The sequence below is a fragment of the Peribacillus faecalis genome (assembly GCF_014712675.1).
In the GTDB taxonomy this organism is placed as follows: Bacteria; Bacillota; Bacilli; order Bacillales; family DSM-1321; genus Bacillus_AD; species Bacillus_AD faecalis.
On record NZ_JACXSI010000011.1, the window covers coordinates 1 to 17872 of the forward strand.

Sequence of the window (17872 nt, forward strand, 5' to 3'; positions counted from 1 at the left end):
CAAGCTCGTTATGAATACTTGCGTCAATTATCTTAATTGAACCGCCGTATACGGAACCGTACGTACGGTGGTGTGAGAGGTCGGGGGTTAATCGCCCCCTCCTACTCGATTATTAAAGAAAAAGGCTAGCGGGGAGCGATTGAGTCGGACAATTAATCAAAAAAAGTGGAAGAAAGTAAGGCAGATGAAGGACAGACTGTTAAGTTTGTGCCTTTAATACGGTTTTTCGTTGCGAGACGGTTAATTTAAGACGTGGAGGGTGATAATGAAAATAAAGCGTTCAAGGTAGGATTAGGAGGTTATGAGATGAGTTGGACGAATATCATTATCTTGGTACAGCTCTTTTTTGGCATCATCATTGGGCTATACTTTCTGAATTTATTAAAAGGTCAACGTATGCAAAAAACAACCATTGACCGTGAATCAAAAAAGGAGATGGAGCAGTTGCGGAATATGCGAGCCATCTCTCTTACTGAACCTCTTGCTGAAAAAGTAAGACCGTCTTCTTTTGCTGAAATCATCGGCCAAGAGGATGGAATAAAAGCATTACGAGCAGCCTTATGCGGACCAAATCCACAGCATGTCATCGTATATGGACCCCCGGGAGTCGGAAAAACAGCTGCGGCCCGTATTGTATTGGAGGAAGCGAAGAGAAACGCGCAATCTTGTTTTAAAGAAAGAGCGGTCTTTGTAGAGTTGGATGCGACGACGGCTCGTTTTGATGAGCGGGGGATTGCGGATCCGCTCATAGGCTCGGTGCACGACCCGATTTATCAAGGTGCAGGAGCAATGGGGCAGGCAGGAATACCGCAGCCGAAGCAAGGCGCTGTTTCGAATGCGCACGGGGGCGTTCTGTTCATAGATGAAATCGGGGAGTTGCATCCGATTCAAATGAATAAGCTGTTAAAAGTTTTAGAGGACAGAAAAGTATATTTTGAGAGCGCCTATTATTCCGAAGAGAATCAACAAATACCTGCTCACATACATGATATTTTCAAAAATGGCCTGCCGGCTGACTTTCGTCTCATCGGAGCCACGACAAGAACTCCAAATGAAATACCGCCGGCAATTCGTTCACGTTGCATGGAAGTGTTTTTCAGGGAGCTTGATCAAGGAGAAATTATTCATGTCGCGAAGAATGCTGCTAAAAAAGTTGGTCTGAATGCAAGTGAGGAAGGTCTTCAATTTTTGGCACGTTATGCCCGTAACGGAAGAGAGGCAGTCAACATTGTGCAAATAGCAGCAGGGCTTGCGGTCAGCAATGAGCGCAAAGAATTACTTATAGAGGATATAGAGTGGATTGTCCAGAGCAGCCAGTTGGTGCCGAGGATGGAAAAGAAGGTTGGAGAGCAACCGAAAATAGGCAGAGTGAACGGATTAGCCGTATATGGGCCGAACAGCGGAGCGCTGCTTGAAATTGAAGTAATGGTCATTGCGGCTGAAGAAAAGGGATCGATTACGATAACTGGCATAGTTGAAGAGGAAAGCATCGGCGGTACCGGGAAGACAATTCGCAGGAAGAGTATGGCGAAAGGATCAATTGAGAATGTGATCACTGTTTTAAGAACAATGGGTGTTCCGGCTGATTCATATGATATTCATGTCAACTTTCCGGGTGGCATTCCAATCGATGGTCCATCGGCTGGCATTGCGATGGCAACCGGCATCTACTCGGCTATTTACCAAATTCCTGTCGACCATACGGTGGCAATGACTGGAGAGATCAGCATTCATGGAGAAGTGAAGCCGATTGGCGGCATTTACCCGAAAGTGAGAGCAGCTTATTTATCCGGAGCTAAAAAAGTAATTATACCTAAAGAAAATATGCAAAGTATGCTGAAAGAGTTTGATGGAATTGAAATTATTCCGGTAACTCAATTAAGGGAAGTATTGAATAAGGCACTGAAAAAAGAACAAACAGCACAAGAGCCGCTTCCGAGTATTAAAGTGATTCCAAAGGAAAATATGCTATAACTATGTGAAGAACGACTAAAAAAGAAATTGTGCTTTTAGTCGTTCTTTTTATATTTGATTGAGAAAAATAACAAGAGGTATGATTTCTCACTTGTAAGAACTTGCGTTATAATGAAATTATACCTTGTACGAATTTCACAAATTGATTTTTATTGTATTTTCAGCTGTTTTCATTAATGAGAAATCAAATAGACACGTAATATTAAATACGTTAGAATTGTTAAAAGACTGTTAATGTTCTTCGAAAATGTAACGGAATGCACTTACTTTGGAGGTGTCAAGCATGACTAATAATAATGAAATCATCGTTCCCCTCCTTCCGCTGCGAGGACTGATTGTATATCCGACAATGGTCCTTCATTTAGACGTAGGAAGAGAAAAATCCATACAAGCTTTAGAAAAAGCCATGGTTGATGATCATTTAATATTTTTAACTACACAAAAAGAAACTTCGACGGCTGAGCCGGGAGAAGACGATGTTTATAAAATGGGTACTTTAACTAAAGTAAAACAAATGTTGAAGTTGCCGAACGGAACAATCCGAGTGCTTGTGGAAGGTTTGAAACGAGCAGAGATTATTTCCTTTATAGATGAAGATACGTACATGGCTGCTGAATTGAGAACATTTGAAGATTCAGCGGACAAGGATGCTGAGCATCAGGCATTAATGAGAACACTGCTGGATTCTTTTCAAAAATACATAAAAATGACGAAAAAGAATGCTAATGATACGTACGCGTCAACAGCTGACATTGAAGAACCTGGACGATTGGCGGATATCGTTACTTCTCATCTGCCGTTGCAGGTAAAAGAGAAACAGGAAATTTTAGAAGCAATCGATGTGAAAGAACGTTTGGCGATTGTCATTGGACACATTAATAACGAACGCGAAATTCTTCAACTTGAAAAGAAAATTGGCGAGCGTGTTAAACGTTCAATGGAAAGAACACAAAAAGAATATTATTTGCGAGAGCAAATGAAAGCTATTCAGAAGGAACTAGGCGACAAAGAAGGTAAGACTGGCGAAATCGCTGTTTTAACGGAAAAAATCGAACAAGCTGGTATGCCTGAACATGTTGAAAAAGTTGCTTTAAAAGAATTGGACCGCTATGAGAAAATTCCATCCAGCTCAGCCGAAAGCTCTGTTATCCGAAATTACATCGAATGGCTTATTGCCCTTCCTTGGTCTGTCTCCACGAAGGATGACCATAATATTTTGAAAGCGGAAAAAATATTGAATAAGGAACATTACGGTCTTGAAAAAGTGAAAGAGCGTGTACTTGAATATTTGTCTGTACAACAGCTGACAAATTCATTAAAAGGGCCGATTCTTTGCTTAGCAGGACCTCCGGGTGTCGGAAAAACAAGCTTGGCTAAATCGATTGCGACTTCTTTAAACCGTCATTTCGTCCGTGTCTCCCTAGGCGGGGTGCGCGATGAATCTGAAATTCGCGGTCACCGCAGAACGTATGTAGGAGCGATGCCGGGCCGTATCATTCAAGGAATGAAAAAGGCTGGAACGATCAACCCAGTATTCTTGCTTGATGAAATCGATAAAATGTCGAATGATTTCCGTGGAGACCCATCTTCTGCTCTATTAGAAGTATTAGATCCGGAACAAAATCATAATTTTAGTGATCATTATATCGAAGAGACATATGACTTATCGAATGTTATGTTTATCGCGACAGCGAATAATTTAGCGACGATACCTGGTCCGCTTCGCGATCGTATGGAAATCATTCAGCTTTCCGGCTATACGGAGCTTGAGAAATTCCATATTGCGAAAGATCATTTGCTGCCGAAGCAAATAACTGATCACGGTTTGAAGAAAACACAGCTTCAACTGAAAGATGATGTGATTATCGATATTATTCGTTACTATACACGTGAAGCAGGTGTCCGAAGTCTTGAGCGCCAGCTGGCTAGCATTTGCCGTAAAACTGCGAAAATCATCGTTTCCGGCGAGAAGAAGCGTGTCATTGTCACAGCGAATAATCTTGAGGAATATTTAGGTAAAAAGAGATTTCGCTATGGACAAGCGGAAAAAGATGATACAGTAGGAGTTGCGACGGGACTTGCTTATACAACTGTAGGCGGAGATACGCTGCAAATAGAAGTATCATTATCGTCAGGGAAAGGCAAAATTTCCTTAACGGGTAAATTAGGAGATGTCATGAAGGAATCAGCGCAAACAGCATTAAGCTGTGTGCGTTCAAAAGCCGCTGAACTTGGAATTGATGAAGAGTTTTACCAAAAGTATGATATTCATATTCACGTTCCGGAAGGCGCTGTTCCGAAAGACGGTCCATCCGCAGGTATTACAATTGCGACTGCATTGGTATCTGCATTAACTGGCAAGCCAATTCGCAAAGAGGTCGGTATGACAGGTGAAATTACATTAAGAGGCCGTGTACTGCCAATCGGCGGTTTAAAGGAAAAAACGCTGAGTGCGCATAGAGCAGGATTAACGACGATTATTTTGCCGAAAGATAACGAAAGGGATATAGAAGATATTCCTGAAAGTATCCGAAACGAATTAAGTTTCCATCCTGTATCTACTTTCGATGAAGTATTAGAGCTAGCATTGGTAGGAGGAAAATAAATGAAAGTAACAAGCGCAGAGATTGTCATAAGCGCTGTTAGACCAGAACAGTATCCAGAAGGCGATCTTCCGGAATTCGCATTGGCAGGACGCTCCAATGTAGGGAAATCATCGTTTATTAATAAAATGCTGAACAGAAAAAGTTTAGCACGCACATCTTCAAAACCGGGGAAAACACAAACGCTGAATTTCTTTATTATTAATGAAATGATGCATTTCGTCGATGTTCCGGGTTACGGATATGCGAAAGTTTCCAAATCAGAGCGTGCAGCCTGGGGGAAAATGATTGAAACATACTTAACGACACGTGAGCAGCTGAGAGCTGCGCTATTGATTGTCGACTTGCGTCATCCGCCGACAAAGGATGATGTGATGATGTATGATTTCTTCAAGCATTACGAAATCCCTTGTATTGTGATTGCGACAAAAGCGGATAAAATTCCGAAAGGCAAATGGCAAAAGCATTTAAAGGTAACGAAAGAAACGCTTCAGCTTGAAAAGGGAGATGAAATCATTTTATTCTCTTCTGAAACAGGTCTCGGTAAAGAAGAAGCGTGGAAATCATTGCAAGCAAGAATGTAGATAAGAAAAACCGTCACCGGCTTGTTTTCACATTGAATAAGCTACTTGATATTACATCATGAAAAAGGTGGTCTTCGCCGATTTGACCTACAACGTGTAGGTCTCCGAGCATGGCAGGTGTAAAGTTGGACAGCTACTTATGTCAAAAAATATATACTGTCTAATTTAATGTAAAAACGAAGTGTACAGCATTATTTGCTGTACACTTCGTTTTTATTGTTTATTTATTATACGTGTGACTTTCTTTCCTTGTTGATGCAAAGAATATCAGAAAGCATCTACACTAGTAAAATGAACGCCAACAGCTCTAAAACGAAGCCAATCCGCATTCTGAAGTTGAAGGATTGGAGGTCGTCCAAGTCGTCAATAGATGCTAGCCCGCTGAATAATATAAAAAGGGAAATGGTTATTAATAGCAATATCGCTTCGCTGAAAACCTGCTCGGTCGAAAACAGCCGGAAAAGTTGAACAATCGCAAATAAAGAAAGCAAGGTGAAGATGGATATTCGTTTCGCTTGCCTGCTCATCGGAATCAATCCTCTTTATTTGCAGTATATGCAGCAAGCAGTTCCTTGGCGCTTACAAGCTATTTCTTCTTAATGAAGAGAAGAACCAATCCGAGCGCGATTAAAACAATTGCCCAAACGGAAAATCTTGAAATCAGCTCGGTTTGAACGACTCCGAGGATATTCAACAGTTTATCGTTAAATAAAAGCAGCATAGAAATGATCAATAACACAATTCCGGGAAAATATCCGTCTTTCGTTTTGTTCGCCTGCAGCAACAAGCCTAAAGAGATAATCAGTATGAATACTCCGAGATGGTTGGGCCATATATGATATGTATTTATGACATGAAAATGCACGCCGAAGCCGAAAAAAATAACGCCAGGCAAAATGGAGTCATAATGGTTCGCTTTATAAGCTTGTACAAGAAAGGCTACTCCGGTAATGCATAAGAGTGTAGGCCATGTATGCAAATTTTGCAGAAAGTCGATTGTAAATCGTTCCAGCAGGTAATATAGACCGAAGCCAATTAAAATGATGCCAGAAAAAATACTGTTGGATTTCATACTTATTCCTTCTTTCAAAACAAACTACTTGAAGATTTTAAATTTGATTGATAAATTATTACTTAGTAATAATTCTAATCTGTATTTTTTTTATTAATATATTTATAGTAACATAGTCTGTCATTATATGTTCAAAATTTTTAGAGAGATTGAAGTTGCCTCATGGTATAATTTTGAATAAGTAACTATGTTAACTAACGTGGGGGTGCGGATAAAGGGATGTTTATACTTGCAGTTGGTTTAAATTATAAGACTGCCCCTGTTGAGATTCGTGAACGCTTGGCTTTTAATGAATCTGAGCTTAAAGATGCAATGAAAGCGTTGCAAAACAAAAAGAGTATATTGGAGAATATCATCATTTCGACTTGCAACAGAACGGAAATTTATGCAGTAGTTGATCAGATTCATACTGGCCGATACTATATAAAGGAATTTCTATCGCAATGGTTTAATATGCCGACTGAAGATTTTGCCCCCTATTTATTCATTTACGAGGGTGACCGAGCTGTTGACCATTTGTTTCAAGTGACGTGCGGACTGAATTCAATGATCTTAGGGGAAACGCAAATACTTGGGCAAGTCCGTTCAAGTTATGCGCAAGCTCAGAAGGATGAAGTTATCGGCACGGTATTCAATCAGCTTTTCAAACAAGCGGTCACTTTGGCGAAAAGAGCACATGCTGAGACGGAGATCAATACGAATGCTGTTTCAGTCAGCTATGCGGCTGTAGAGCTTGCTAAGAAGATCTTCGGCAACCTCAATGACAAAAATGTGCTAGTCATCGGTGCAGGGAAAATGGGCGAGTTGGCTATCCAAAACCTGTACAGCGCCGGAGCGAAGAAAGTATCGGTTATTAATCGCACCCATGAAAAGGCGGTTGTTCTTGCCCGGAAATTTGACGGAATGGCAAAAGATCTTAAAGAACTTCAATGTGCTTTGCTTGATGCCGATATTGTTATTTCATCGACAGGCGCGAAAGAGTACGTAATAACAAAAGATTTAATGGAATATGTTGAACAATTGAGAAAAGGCCGTCCAATTTTTATGGTGGACATTGCGGTTCCGAGAGACTTAGATCCGGCCATTAACGAAATGGACAGCGTATTTTTATATGATATAGATGATTTGGAAGGGATTGTGGAAGCGAACCTTCAAGAACGAAAAATAGCTGCAGAGGCTATTTTAATGATGATCGAAGACGAGATTGAGAATTTCAATCAATGGATGAACATGCTTGGAGTTGTGCCGGTTATTTCTGCTTTACGTGAAAAAGCACTGGCAATTCAGGCAGAAACGATGGAAAGTCTCGAAAGAAAGCTTCCTAACTTGTCTGACAGAGAGAGAAAAATTATCAGTAAGCATACGAAGAGTATTATCAATCAGATGCTGAAAGATCCGATACTGTATGCGAAAGAATTATCAGGTGCCAAGAAAAGAGATGAAGCATTGGATCGTTTTATTAAAACTTTTAATATAGAAGGTTTAGTAGAGGTCCAAAAATTGAAGTATGAAATGAATCAAGCTGCATCAGCACAAGCAGGTGAACAGAAAGCGATCGCCGTTGAAGCGTAAGCGAGGTTTGTGTAATGCTGGACATTTCCATGACGAGGCTTCATGAAGTAACGGTAATTATTTATGCATTAAGTGTTCTTTTATATTTTATAGACTTTCTTCATACTAACCAGAAAGTGAATCGATTTGCTTTCTGGTTACTCTTGGTTGTTTGGGTGCTGCAAACAATTTTTTTATGCCTATATATGATTGAAAAAGGAAGATTTCCTGTTTCGACTTTATTTGAAGGGTTATATTTTTATGTATGGCTTATTATCGGACTGGCTGTTTTTATAAATAAATTTATTAAAACAGATTTTATTTTATTTTTCACGAATGTTCTGGGATTCATTTTAATGGTGGTGCATACATTTGCTCCTTCACAGGTCGAGTCCCGGGTAATGGCGCAGCAATTGGCATCCGAATTGCTGTTTATTCATATTACAATGGCCATTTTTGCGTATGCGGCTTTTACTTTGTCGTTTATTTTTTCAATTCTTTACTTAATACAGTATGATTTACTTAAGAAGAAAAAATGGGGCAAAAAGCTTTTGAGATTGGGCGATTTATCGAAGCTGGAGAAATTGTCTTACATATTGAATGTAATCGGTATACCGGTTCTTTTTATTGCCCTTGTTCTTGGTGTCAGATGGGCGTTCATCACGCTCCCGGACATTAACTGGATTGATACGAAAATAGTAGGTTCATTTTTTATTATTCTCGTTTATTCATTCTATATATATTGTAAGCAAGGGAAGCAATCATTCGGCAAAAATTTGGCTTTCATTAATGTCGCAGCGTTTTTACTAGTATTATTGAATTTTTTCTTATTTAGCAGTTTATCAGGCTTTCACTATTGGAACATTTAGGAGGATAATATGAGAAAGATTATTGTCGGTTCAAGAAGAAGTAAGCTTGCACTTACGCAAACAAATTGGGTTATTCAGCAACTGAAGGATTTAGGCTTACCTTTTGAATTTGAAGTGAAGGAAATTGTCACAAAAGGCGATCGGATTTTAAATGTGACTCTTTCTAAAGTAGGCGGTAAAGGCCTTTTTGTTAAAGAAATTGAAGAAGCGATGCTTTCAAATGAGATTGATATGGCGATTCATAGTATGAAGGACATGCCGGCGCTTCTTCCTGATGGATTGACAATCGGCTGTATACCGGTAAGGGAAGATCACCGCGATGTACTCATCTCAAAAGATGGAAGCACGCTTGAGCAGCTGAAAGAGGGAGCGATTGTTGGGACAAGCTCACTTAGAAGAAGTGCTCAGCTGTTGGCAAAACGTCCGGATCTGCAAATTAAATGGATTCGCGGAAATATCGATACACGTGTTAATAAGTTAAAAGAAGAAGATTATGATGCAATTATTCTAGCGGCAGCGGGACTATCTCGTCTTGGCTGGAGTAAAGATGTGGTGACGCAATATTTGGATGATTCATTATGTATACCGGCAGTCGGACAAGGGGCATTGTCGATAGAATGCCGAAGCAATGATGAAGAGTTGCTTCGTGAATTAGCGAAATTCACTTGCTCAAATACAGAAAGAACGGTTACGGCAGAAAGAGCATTTTTGTATGCAATGGAAGGCGGATGCCAAGTTCCGATTGCAGGGTATGCAACGATTACCGACCAAGATGAGGTCTCATTGACGGCTTTAGTTGCTTCTCCGGATGGAACGGTTATTTTGAAGGAACAAGTGTCAGGCATTGATGCGGAAGAGGTTGGAAAAACAGCAGCTGAACGAATTAAAGCGCGCGGTGGTCAGCAGCTTATTGATGATGTAAAAGCTGAGAGCAACCAATCATGAGTGCGCATTCTTTTCTGACCGGTAAGAAAGTATTACTGACAAGAGAAGAGCGCGATAATGCAGGATTTGCTGACTTAATAAGAGAAGCAGGAGGAGAGCCTGTTTCGATCCCGATGATTGGCTTTCGTCATCGCACTTTAGACGAGAAGGAAAAAGAGATACTCACTAATCCGCAGCAGTACGATTGGCTTGTGCTGACAAGCAAAAATGGTGTCGACTTCTTTTTCCGGCAAGTAGAAAAAGAAATCGGGTTGCCTGACATTGCTGTCATCGGAACGAAAACAAAGGAAGCGCTTGAGCAATACGGACATGTTCCGCAGTTTGTTCCGTCACAATTTGTGGCAGAATGCTTTGTCGAAGAATTCATACCGAAGCTGACTAATTCAGCAAAGGTGTTGGTTGTAAAGGGCAATTTAGCGCGGGACTTAATTGCAGAAAGCGTGAGAGAAGAAGGTCATAACTGCGATGAAATTATTCTTTATGAAAATGTGATGCCTGAGGGCAGTGAAGAAAAGCTGTGCGAAGCTATAAAAAATGAGCAGATAGATGTACTGACGTTTGCTAGCTCCTCAGCTGTCCGGCATTTCATGCAGGTTGTGGAAAAGCATGCGCTACATTCGCTTATCTCACAGTGCGTCATTGCCTGTATCGGACCGATTGCGCAAAAAACAGCCGAGCAACACGGCTTGCATGTCCAAATATGCGCACAACCTTATACAATAGAAGGATTAGTGGCAAGTTTAATTGATTATCGAGAGTAAAGGCAGGAGAATGTTATGAATATCGAATTTGCACGTCACAGAAGATTACGCCAAAACGAAAATTTGCGCGCTTTAGTAAGAGAAACAATTTTGCGCACGGAAGATTTAATTTATCCGATCTTCGTGGCAGCCGGAGAAAATGTCAAAAATGAAGTCAGCTCAATGCCGGGAGTTTATCAGTTGTCATTGGATAACTTGCTTGATGAAGTAAAAGAAGCGAAGCAACTTGGCGTTCGCGCATTTATTTTGTTCGGAGTTCCATTTGAATCTGATAAAGATGCAGTTGGAACCGGCGCTTTCAGCCATAACGGACTTGTGCAGCTAGCGACAAAGCTTGTCAAAGAGCATTATCCGGAGGTGCTGGTCGTTGCTGATACATGCTTGTGCGAATACACTGACCACGGTCATTGCGGTCTTGTGCGTGACGGTGAAATCTTAAACGATGAATCGCTTGAAGTATTAGTCAAGACAGCAATCAGCCAAGTAGAAGCTGGAGCGGACATCATTGCTCCTTCTAATATGATGGACGGATTTGTTGCGGCTATTCGCCAAGGTTTGGATGAAGCGGGTTATACACATATTCCGATTATGTCTTATGCGGTTAAATATGCATCTTCTTATTACGGACCATTCCGTGATGCGGCTAACGGTGCTCCGCAATTCGGTGACCGTAAGACGTATCAAATGGATCCGGCCAATCGCATGGAAGCATTGCGTGAAGCAGAATCCGATCTGCTAGAAGGTGCAGACTTCCTGATTGTGAAGCCGGCTTTAGCTTATATGGATATTATTCGTGATGTAAAAAATAATGTGAATCTACCAATCGTTGCGTATAATGTAAGTGGCGAGTACAGCATGATTAAAGCAGCGGCTTTGAACGGCTGGATCAATGAAAAGCAAATCGTATTAGAAACACTTACCGGATTTAAACGAGCGGGTGCGGATCTGATTATCACATATTTTGCGAAGGACGTTGCGAAATACCTTCAGGAAGATATGTAAGAATATGTGAGCTTATAATTTGTGCTTAATCAAAAGAAGGACCGGTGACGGTTTTTCGTTAAAGGAGATAGAACGATGCGTAATTATGAAAAGTCAAAAGCAGCTTTTAAAGAAGCGGTGAATTTAATGCCTGGGGGCGTAAACAGCCCGGTTCGCGCTTTTAAATCAGTGGCGATGGACCCGATTTTTATGGAACGCGGCCAAGGTTCGAAAATTTATGATATCGACGGCAATGAATACATTGATTATGTACTTTCATGGGGACCGCTTATTCTTGGGCATAGCCATCCGGAAGTAGTTGAAGAGTTAAAAAAAGTCGCTGAAACAGGGACAAGCTTCGGTGCACCGACTTTACTGGAAAATGAACTGGCGAAGCTGATTATTGAACGTATTCCTTCTATGGAAATTATCCGTATGGTGAACTCAGGTACGGAAGCTACGATGAGCGCGCTTCGTTTAGCAAGAGGATATACAGGACGCAACAAAATCTTAAAATTCGAAGGATGCTATCATGGGCACGGTGATTCCTTGCTAATTAAAGCAGGTTCAGGCGTAGCGACATTAGGACTTCCGGACAGCCCGGGTGTTCCTGAAGGCGTTGCGAAAAATACAATTACTGTTCCTTATAATGACTTAGAAAGCGTACGTTATGCATTCGAGCATTTCGGTGAAGATATCGCTTGTGTGATTGTTGAGCCGGTAGCCGGAAATATGGGGGTTGTCCCATCGCTTCCTGGCTTTCTGCAAGGCTTGCGCGAAATAACAAACCAATATGGTTCTCTACTAATTTTTGATGAAGTAATGACAGGTTTCCGGGTTGCTTACAACTGTGCCAGCGGCTTCTACGGTGTTGACCCGGATATTACTTGCCTAGGTAAGGTTGTCGGGGGCGGTCTGCCGGTCGGAGCATACGGCGGTAAAGCAGAAATAATGAATCAAATCGCGCCAAGCGGCTCAATTTATCAAGCGGGTACATTATCAGGTAATCCGATGGCGATGACAGCCGGTATTGCTACATTAAGCCGTCTGACTCCTGCTGATTATGAAGAATTCAAGCGCAAGGGCGACCTGCTTGAAGAAGGTATCATGAATGCTGCTAAAAAATACGGAGTGCCACTGACATTTAACCGTGCGGGTTCAATGATTGGTTTCTTCTTTACAGATGAAAAAGTCATCAATTATGAGACAGCAAAAGCTTCAGATCTTGAGTTTTTCGCTAACTATTACCGTGAAATGGCGAACGAAGGAATTTTTCTTCCTCCATCTCAATTCGAAGGCTTATTCTTATCGACAGCACATAGTGATGAAGATATCGCCAAGACAATTGCGGCAGTTGAGAAGGCATTTGCTACATTAAAATAATTATGAAGGTTAACACTAGTTTTACTAGTTGTTAGCCTTTTTTATTTTGTCATGAATTAAAAAGGAGTATGGTATACATTTCTAGTTTGCTTTTTAATATGTAACGCAAATTAACCAAAAAGGACCGGTAACGGTTTTTCTTATTGGAGGATTATTAGAAATGCGCAAGTTGTTTCGCTATTTAACATCGTATAAACTGCCGATTGTGTTCATTGTCGGTTTTGTTTTTCTGCAGACTTTATCAGAGTTATATTTACCGACATTGATGTCCGACATTATAGACAAAGGAGTAATCAATCAGGATATACCGTATATATGGAAAATCGGTGCTTTCATGTTGCTTGTCACTTTAATAGGTACAATAGCTGCTATAATTGCCAGCTATTATGCCGCAAGGGTGGCGATGTCGTTCGGAAAAGATTTGCGTCAGAGAATATTTTCTCACGTAGAGAATTTCTCTTTACATGAGTTTACGGAAGTGGGCACAGCTTCTTTAATTACAAGAACGACGAATGATGTTACGCAAGTCCAGCTTGTATTGAACATGATTTTAAGAATGATGATTATGGCGCCGTTAATGGCAATCGGCGGCATCATTATGGCTCTTTCTAAAAATGTAGGTTTATCGTGGGTCATTATTGTAGCGGTACCTGTTCTGCTGCTTGTCATTTTTCTCGTTGTCAGACGTGCGATTCCGTTATTTCAGCAAGTGCAAGTTCGGCTCGACAAAGTCAACCGCGTGATTCGGGAAAACTTAACGGGCGTTCGTGTTATTCGTTCCTTTAATAGAATAGGTTTTGAGCAGCGTCGCTTTCAATCTGCCAATGCCGATTTAACAGAGACAACGATTAAAGTTAATAAAATTATGGCCTTTTTAATGCCGGCGATGATGCTGATTATGAATTTAACGCAAGTCGCTATTGTTTGGTTCGGTGGCATCAGAATTGACGCCGGCGATATGCAGGTGGGAGATTTAATGGCCTTTATACAGTATGCGATGCAAATTATGTTCTCGATGGTTATGCTGTCAATGATGTTTGTATTAATACCGCGGGCTTCAGCATCTGCTGCCCGCATCAATGAAGTTTTGGAGATTTCACCGACCATTGAGGATGAAGATAAAAAGGAAGTTATTTTTCATCAAAAAGGAACTGTGGAGTTCCGGGAAGTAACATTCAGCTATCCGGGAGCGGAGGAACCGGCTTTGCAAAATCTTTCATTTTCCGCTGGTCCGGGGGAAACAACAGCTATTATTGGTGGAACCGGATCAGGCAAGTCCACTTTGCTTAAATTGATTTCTCGCTTTTATGATGCAGATTCCGGTGCTGTCCTTGTCGATGGAATTAATGTGAAGGACATGCCGATAGAGGATTTACGCGTGAAAATCGGCTTAGTTCCGCAAAAAGCAGTTTTGTTTACAGGCAGCGTCAAGGAAAACATTTTGTTTGGCAATGAAGAAGCGGCGGAGGAAGAAGTCATTCATGCAGCAAAAGTCGCACAAGCTTATGATTTTGTATCGAAAATGAAGGACGGCTTCGAATCGATGATTTCTCAAGGTGGAACAAACGTATCGGGAGGACAAAAGCAACGTTTGTCAATCGCCAGAGCATTAGTGAGAAAACCGGAAGTGTATTTGTTTGACGACAGCTTTTCTGCTTTAGATTTTAAAACCGATGCTAAGTTGCGTGCCGCTTTAAAACAAGAAACGACGGATGCTACTGTCATTATTGTAGCGCAGCGTGTTTCCACCGTCATGGATGCCGACCGCATCATTGTTCTTGATAAGGGAAAAGTAGCGGGAATCGGTACACATAAACAGCTTATGGATACTTGTGATGTGTATAAAGAGATTGTATCTTCTCAGCTGTCAGAGGAGGAGATTGCATGAGCAAACATAAGGGTCCGGGTTTTGGTCATCGTGGAGGACCAGGAGCTCCAGTTCAAAAGGCAAAGGATTTTAAAGGGACGCTTCGCCGGTTAACCGGTTATTTAAAACCCTATAAAATACGACTATTAACCGTGTTTTTCGCAGCTGTTCTTAGCACTATTTTTACTATATTAGCTCCGAAGATTTTAGGGAAGGCGACGACGAAGATATTTGAGGGTATTTCTTTGAAAATGGCCGGTGTGGGGACTGGTATTGATTTTGATTACATTTTTAGAATTGTTCTCATCTTGATTGGTTTATATATCATCAGTGCTGTCTTCTCGTTCATACAGCAAACTGTAATGGCAAGTGTAGCACAGCGTACTGTTTATAAACTGCGGGAAGAGGCGGAATCGAAAATTTCACGTTTGCCGTTAAGCTATTTTGATAGCACTACTACTGGGGAAACTTTAAGCCGTGTTGTGAATGATATTGACAATATCAGTACGACCCTTCAGCAAAGTTTGACCCAGCTCATTACTTCGGTAGTAACTATTATTGGTGTCATAATAATGATGCTGACAATCAGTCCTGTCATGACGTTAATTTTATTGTGCACACTGCCGCTCAGTGCAGTAATAGCATTAACTGTGGCCAAGAAATCGCAAGGTTTTTTCAGTGGCCAGCAAAAAACGCTTGGAGATTTAAGCGGTCATGTTGAAGAAATGTATACCGGGCATGAAGTCGTTAAGGCGTTTGGTCATGAACAAAAGGCTCAGGCAGAGTTTAATGCCATTAATGAAAAGCTGTTTACGTATAGCTATAAGGCACAATTTATTTCAGGCGTGATTATGCCGCTGATGAATTTTGTCAATAACTTCGGTTACGTCCTGATCAGCGTTGTCGGCGGTATTTTTGTCACAAAGGCATATATTACTGTCGGCGATATTCAGGCCTTCATCCAGTATGCCCGCCAGTTTTCTCAACCGATTACACAAACGGCCAATATCGCAAATATCATTCAATCGACGATCGCTTCTGCAGAACGGGTTTTTGAACTGCTTGACGAGAAAGAACAAGTAGCTGAAGCGGTAAATCCTAAAGTGGTCAATCAACCGAAGGGGCACGTATCTTTTGAACACGTTGATTTCGGATATAAAGCTGATCATTTACTCATTAAGGATATGAACATTGATGTGAAGCCGGGACAGATGATTGCGATTGTCGGTCCTACTGGAGCCGGCAAAACGACTTTAATCAATTTGCTTATGCGCTTCTATGAGATTAGTGGCGGCAGCATTAAAATTGATGGCGTAGATATTACCGAAATGCGGCGTGGCAATCTGCATAGCATGTTCGGTATGGTGCTCCAAGATACATGGCTGTTTAACGGCACAATTGAAGAGAATATCGGCTACGGAAGAGAGGGCGCAACGAAAGAAGAAATTGTTCAAGCTGCTAAAGCAGCTCATGCTGATTTTTTTATCCGCACGCTTCCTGAGGGCTATCAGACGGTACTGAATGAAGAAGGGACAAATATATCGCAAGGACAAAAACAATTGCTTACGATTGCGCGGGCCATTTTAGCGAACCCGTCTATACTGATATTGGATGAAGCGACAAGCAGCGTTGATACACGCACAGAAGTCTATATTCAACAAGCAATGAGCCGACTGATGGAAGGACGGACAAGCTTTGTCATTGCCCATCGCCTGTCAACGATTAAAGATGCTGATTTGATTTTGGTCATGAACCAAGGCACAGTTATTGAGCAAGGAAATCATGAGCAGTTGCTCGAGCAGGGCGGCTTCTATGCTGATTTGTACAACAGCCAGTTTTCTGGTGGCAGTTTTGTAGAAGATATAGGATGATGAAATGAGATGATCTCTGTTAGGGGTCATCTCATTTTAGAATTTTCAAATAACTATTGACAATGCACATTCAAAGGGGTAATTTTTACATATAGCTATTTTGTAATGCAAGATAGCCGGTTTTTAAAAATAACTATCTTGCATTGCAATGTACTGGAGGGAATAATTTGTCTTCAAGTCAAATGTTAAAAGGAATACTAGAAGGCTGCATTTTGGCCGTCATTGCGGAAAAAGAGGTATACGGCTATGAAATGACAGAGATTTTAGCACGATATGGTCTGAATATGGTCAGTGAAGGCAGCATTTATCCGATTTTATTAAAACTGCAAAAGCAAAACTCTGTCACAAGCGAGATGAGGGCATCGCAAGAGGGGCCGAAGCGAAAGTATTACCAAATTACTGAGAAGGGCAGAGAACAACTTCGTGAATTTCAGAGCGATTGGTTTGTGTTATCCGGGAGCGTTAATAAGCTGATGGACCAAATAAAAACAGGAGTTGAAGAGCATGAAAGTTGAAGATTTAATTAAAGAAAATGCTGAGAAGCAAAAACTATTGACTGAAGAAAATGAAAAAATATATGGCGATATTTTGTTGTATATTCGCCTTTCTTCTGTTGATGAGAAATGGTCTGAGGAACTGCTGCTTGAAATTTTAGATCATATACTTGAAGCGCAAGAAGAGGGGAAAAGCGCTCGTGAGATTGTAGGGAATGACCCGAAAGCTTATTGTGAAGAATTGTTAGCGGAGTTACCAAAAGATAATAATAAATGGTTCCAAAAAGATTTCGCACCTTTTCTTGTAGTTCCGTATGCCATGTATTTCATCCCAAAAGCATTCTTAGGTGGATTAACGTTTTCCGTTTTTAATGTAGTATTAGCTCCATTGTTTTTTATTTTGACTATTTATACGTTTTTCTGGGCAGTAAAAAAAGAGACCTATGTAACGCGTAAACTTCAAAGATTTTCATATTATTTAGTACCGTTCTTTAGTTTGTTTCTATCCACCGGGATGATTGGTCTTAATGAATTCATAAATGTCGCAACGGTTGAAGTCAGTCGAAAAATTTCTATTGCCATCGGTATTATTTTGTCTATTTCACTAGCCCGTTTTTATATTAAGTGGAAGTTTTGGGATACGATGTTGTTTTTCGTCGCTATTATTTTAATCGGCTACGCAATGAATGCTGAACTAATTAGCATTGGTGTAGGGGTTGGATTATTAATTTTAATAATGATCCTTCAACCGATCGTCAGTATTGTGCGTGCAAAAAGAGACAATATAACAAGCAATGTCAGTAAAACCAGATAACTGGTATGAAAATATGTTCACTCTTTTGTTTCAGTACTAAAAGAACAGATTGCCTCATAGTGTAATAAAGATAGGTGAAGTCTTTAAGTGATTGAGAGGAGGA

General features: G+C 40.8%; 15 protein-coding genes. 13 read left to right on the forward strand and 2 right to left on the reverse strand.

Annotated elements, in window-relative coordinates; genetic code table 11:
- The first annotated feature begins 306 nt into the window (after nucleotides 1-306).
- From lonB to yihA, 3 genes are all read left to right on the forward strand, one after another.
- The gene (gene lonB / locus IEO70_RS05420; protein WP_190997346.1) at nucleotides 307-1974 is read left to right on the forward strand and encodes an ATP-dependent protease LonB; all 1668 of its coding nucleotides are present in this window, start codon (nucleotides 307-309) and stop codon (nucleotides 1972-1974) included.
- 283 nt (nucleotides 1975-2257) lie between these two features.
- Nucleotides 2258-4579, forward strand: a complete 2322-nt coding sequence (lon, locus tag IEO70_RS05425; RefSeq protein ID WP_190997347.1) for an endopeptidase La — start codon at nucleotides 2258-2260, stop codon at nucleotides 4577-4579.
- Nucleotides 4580-5161, forward strand: a complete 582-nt coding sequence (gene yihA, locus IEO70_RS05430; RefSeq protein ID WP_190997348.1) for a ribosome biogenesis GTP-binding protein YihA/YsxC — start codon at nucleotides 4580-4582, stop codon at nucleotides 5159-5161.
- Nucleotides 5162-5439: 278 nt separating this feature from the next.
- Here yihA and IEO70_RS05435 read toward each other — a convergent pair whose 3' ends face one another.
- Together IEO70_RS05435 and IEO70_RS05440 are read right to left on the reverse strand one after the other, a co-directional pair.
- Nucleotides 5440-5688 carry a hypothetical protein gene (locus IEO70_RS05435; protein ID WP_190997349.1) on the reverse strand — a complete coding sequence of 83 codons (249 nt, stop codon included), beginning with the start codon at nucleotides 5686-5688 and terminating at the stop codon, nucleotides 5440-5442.
- A 59-nt stretch (nucleotides 5689-5747) separates the two neighbouring features.
- Entirely contained in the window at nucleotides 5748-6233 is a 486-nt protein-coding gene (locus IEO70_RS05440; protein WP_190997350.1) for a LiaF transmembrane domain-containing protein, read from the reverse strand.
- Between the two features lie 219 nt (nucleotides 6234-6452).
- Here IEO70_RS05440 and hemA point away from each other — a divergent pair, with 219 nt between their 5' ends.
- The 10 genes from hemA to IEO70_RS05490 all read left to right on the forward strand — a co-directional run bounded on the left by hemA (nucleotide 6453) and on the right by IEO70_RS05490 (nucleotide 17769).
- Nucleotides 6453-7805 carry a glutamyl-tRNA reductase gene (gene hemA, locus IEO70_RS05445; RefSeq protein WP_190997351.1) on the forward strand — a complete coding sequence of 451 codons (1353 nt, stop codon included), beginning with the start codon at nucleotides 6453-6455 and terminating at the stop codon, nucleotides 7803-7805.
- 14 nt (nucleotides 7806-7819) lie between these two features.
- Nucleotides 7820-8653 (forward strand): cytochrome c biogenesis protein, encoded by an 834-nt coding sequence (locus IEO70_RS05450; RefSeq protein ID WP_190997352.1) that lies wholly within the window; start codon nucleotides 7820-7822, stop codon nucleotides 8651-8653.
- A gap of 9 nt (nucleotides 8654-8662) precedes the next feature.
- Nucleotides 8663-9598 carry a hydroxymethylbilane synthase gene (hemC, locus tag IEO70_RS05455; RefSeq protein WP_190997353.1) on the forward strand — a complete coding sequence of 312 codons (936 nt, stop codon included), beginning with the start codon at nucleotides 8663-8665 and terminating at the stop codon, nucleotides 9596-9598.
- Nucleotides 9595-10359, forward strand: coding sequence for a uroporphyrinogen-III synthase (locus IEO70_RS05460; protein ID WP_190997354.1), 765 nt, complete (start codon nucleotides 9595-9597; stop codon nucleotides 10357-10359). The genes hemC and IEO70_RS05460 overlap by 4 nt, the downstream gene beginning before the upstream one ends.
- A 15-nt stretch (nucleotides 10360-10374) precedes the next feature.
- Complete coding sequence (gene hemB, locus IEO70_RS05465) at nucleotides 10375-11361, forward strand: porphobilinogen synthase (protein ID WP_190997355.1); 987 nt, start codon at nucleotides 10375-10377, stop codon at nucleotides 11359-11361.
- Between the two features lie 75 nt (nucleotides 11362-11436).
- Nucleotides 11437-12723, forward strand: a complete 1287-nt coding sequence (gene hemL, locus IEO70_RS05470; RefSeq protein ID WP_190997356.1) for a glutamate-1-semialdehyde 2,1-aminomutase — start codon at nucleotides 11437-11439, stop codon at nucleotides 12721-12723.
- Between the two features lie 160 nt (nucleotides 12724-12883).
- Nucleotides 12884-14611 (forward strand): ABC transporter ATP-binding protein, encoded by a 1728-nt coding sequence (locus IEO70_RS05475; protein ID WP_190997357.1) that lies wholly within the window; start codon nucleotides 12884-12886, stop codon nucleotides 14609-14611.
- Nucleotides 14608-16461 (forward strand): ABC transporter ATP-binding protein, encoded by a 1854-nt coding sequence (locus IEO70_RS05480; RefSeq protein ID WP_190997358.1) that lies wholly within the window; start codon nucleotides 14608-14610, stop codon nucleotides 16459-16461. The genes IEO70_RS05475 and IEO70_RS05480 overlap by 4 nt, the downstream gene beginning before the upstream one ends.
- Before the next feature lie 167 nt (nucleotides 16462-16628).
- Complete coding sequence (locus IEO70_RS05485) at nucleotides 16629-16976, forward strand: PadR family transcriptional regulator (RefSeq protein ID WP_190997359.1); 348 nt, start codon at nucleotides 16629-16631, stop codon at nucleotides 16974-16976.
- Complete coding sequence (locus tag IEO70_RS05490) at nucleotides 16966-17769, forward strand: DUF1129 domain-containing protein (protein WP_190997360.1); 804 nt, start codon at nucleotides 16966-16968, stop codon at nucleotides 17767-17769. Before IEO70_RS05485 ends, IEO70_RS05490 begins: the two co-directional genes overlap by 11 nt.
- Nucleotides 17770-17872 lie beyond the last annotated feature (103 nt).

What these genes read in the sequence shown, in the direction of transcription:
- IEO70_RS05435 (WP_190997349.1), bottom strand. Translation starts at nt 5,688, where the DNA reads ATGAGCAGGCAAGCGAAACGAATATCCATCTTCACCTTGCTTTCTTTA.
- IEO70_RS05440 (WP_190997350.1), bottom strand. Translation starts at nt 6,233, where the DNA reads ATGAAATCCAACAGTATTTTTTCTGGCATCATTTTAATTGGCTTCGGT.
- yihA (WP_190997348.1), top strand. Translation starts at nt 4,580, where the DNA reads ATGAAAGTAACAAGCGCAGAGATTGTCATAAGCGCTGTTAGACCAGAA.
- lonB (WP_190997346.1), top strand. Translation starts at nt 307, where the DNA reads ATGAGTTGGACGAATATCATTATCTTGGTACAGCTCTTTTTTGGCATC.
- IEO70_RS05490 (WP_190997360.1), top strand. Translation starts at nt 16,966, where the DNA reads ATGAAAGTTGAAGATTTAATTAAAGAAAATGCTGAGAAGCAAAAACTA.
- hemC (WP_190997353.1), top strand. Translation starts at nt 8,663, where the DNA reads ATGAGAAAGATTATTGTCGGTTCAAGAAGAAGTAAGCTTGCACTTACG.
- IEO70_RS05460 (WP_190997354.1), top strand. Translation starts at nt 9,595, where the DNA reads ATGAGTGCGCATTCTTTTCTGACCGGTAAGAAAGTATTACTGACAAGA.
- hemL (WP_190997356.1), top strand. Translation starts at nt 11,437, where the DNA reads ATGCGTAATTATGAAAAGTCAAAAGCAGCTTTTAAAGAAGCGGTGAAT.
- IEO70_RS05475 (WP_190997357.1), top strand. Translation starts at nt 12,884, where the DNA reads ATGCGCAAGTTGTTTCGCTATTTAACATCGTATAAACTGCCGATTGTG.
- lon (WP_190997347.1), top strand. Translation starts at nt 2,258, where the DNA reads ATGACTAATAATAATGAAATCATCGTTCCCCTCCTTCCGCTGCGAGGA.
- hemA (WP_190997351.1), top strand. Translation starts at nt 6,453, where the DNA reads ATGTTTATACTTGCAGTTGGTTTAAATTATAAGACTGCCCCTGTTGAG.
- IEO70_RS05480 (WP_190997358.1), top strand. Translation starts at nt 14,608, where the DNA reads ATGAGCAAACATAAGGGTCCGGGTTTTGGTCATCGTGGAGGACCAGGA.
- hemB (WP_190997355.1), top strand. Translation starts at nt 10,375, where the DNA reads ATGAATATCGAATTTGCACGTCACAGAAGATTACGCCAAAACGAAAAT.
- IEO70_RS05450 (WP_190997352.1), top strand. Translation starts at nt 7,820, where the DNA reads ATGCTGGACATTTCCATGACGAGGCTTCATGAAGTAACGGTAATTATT.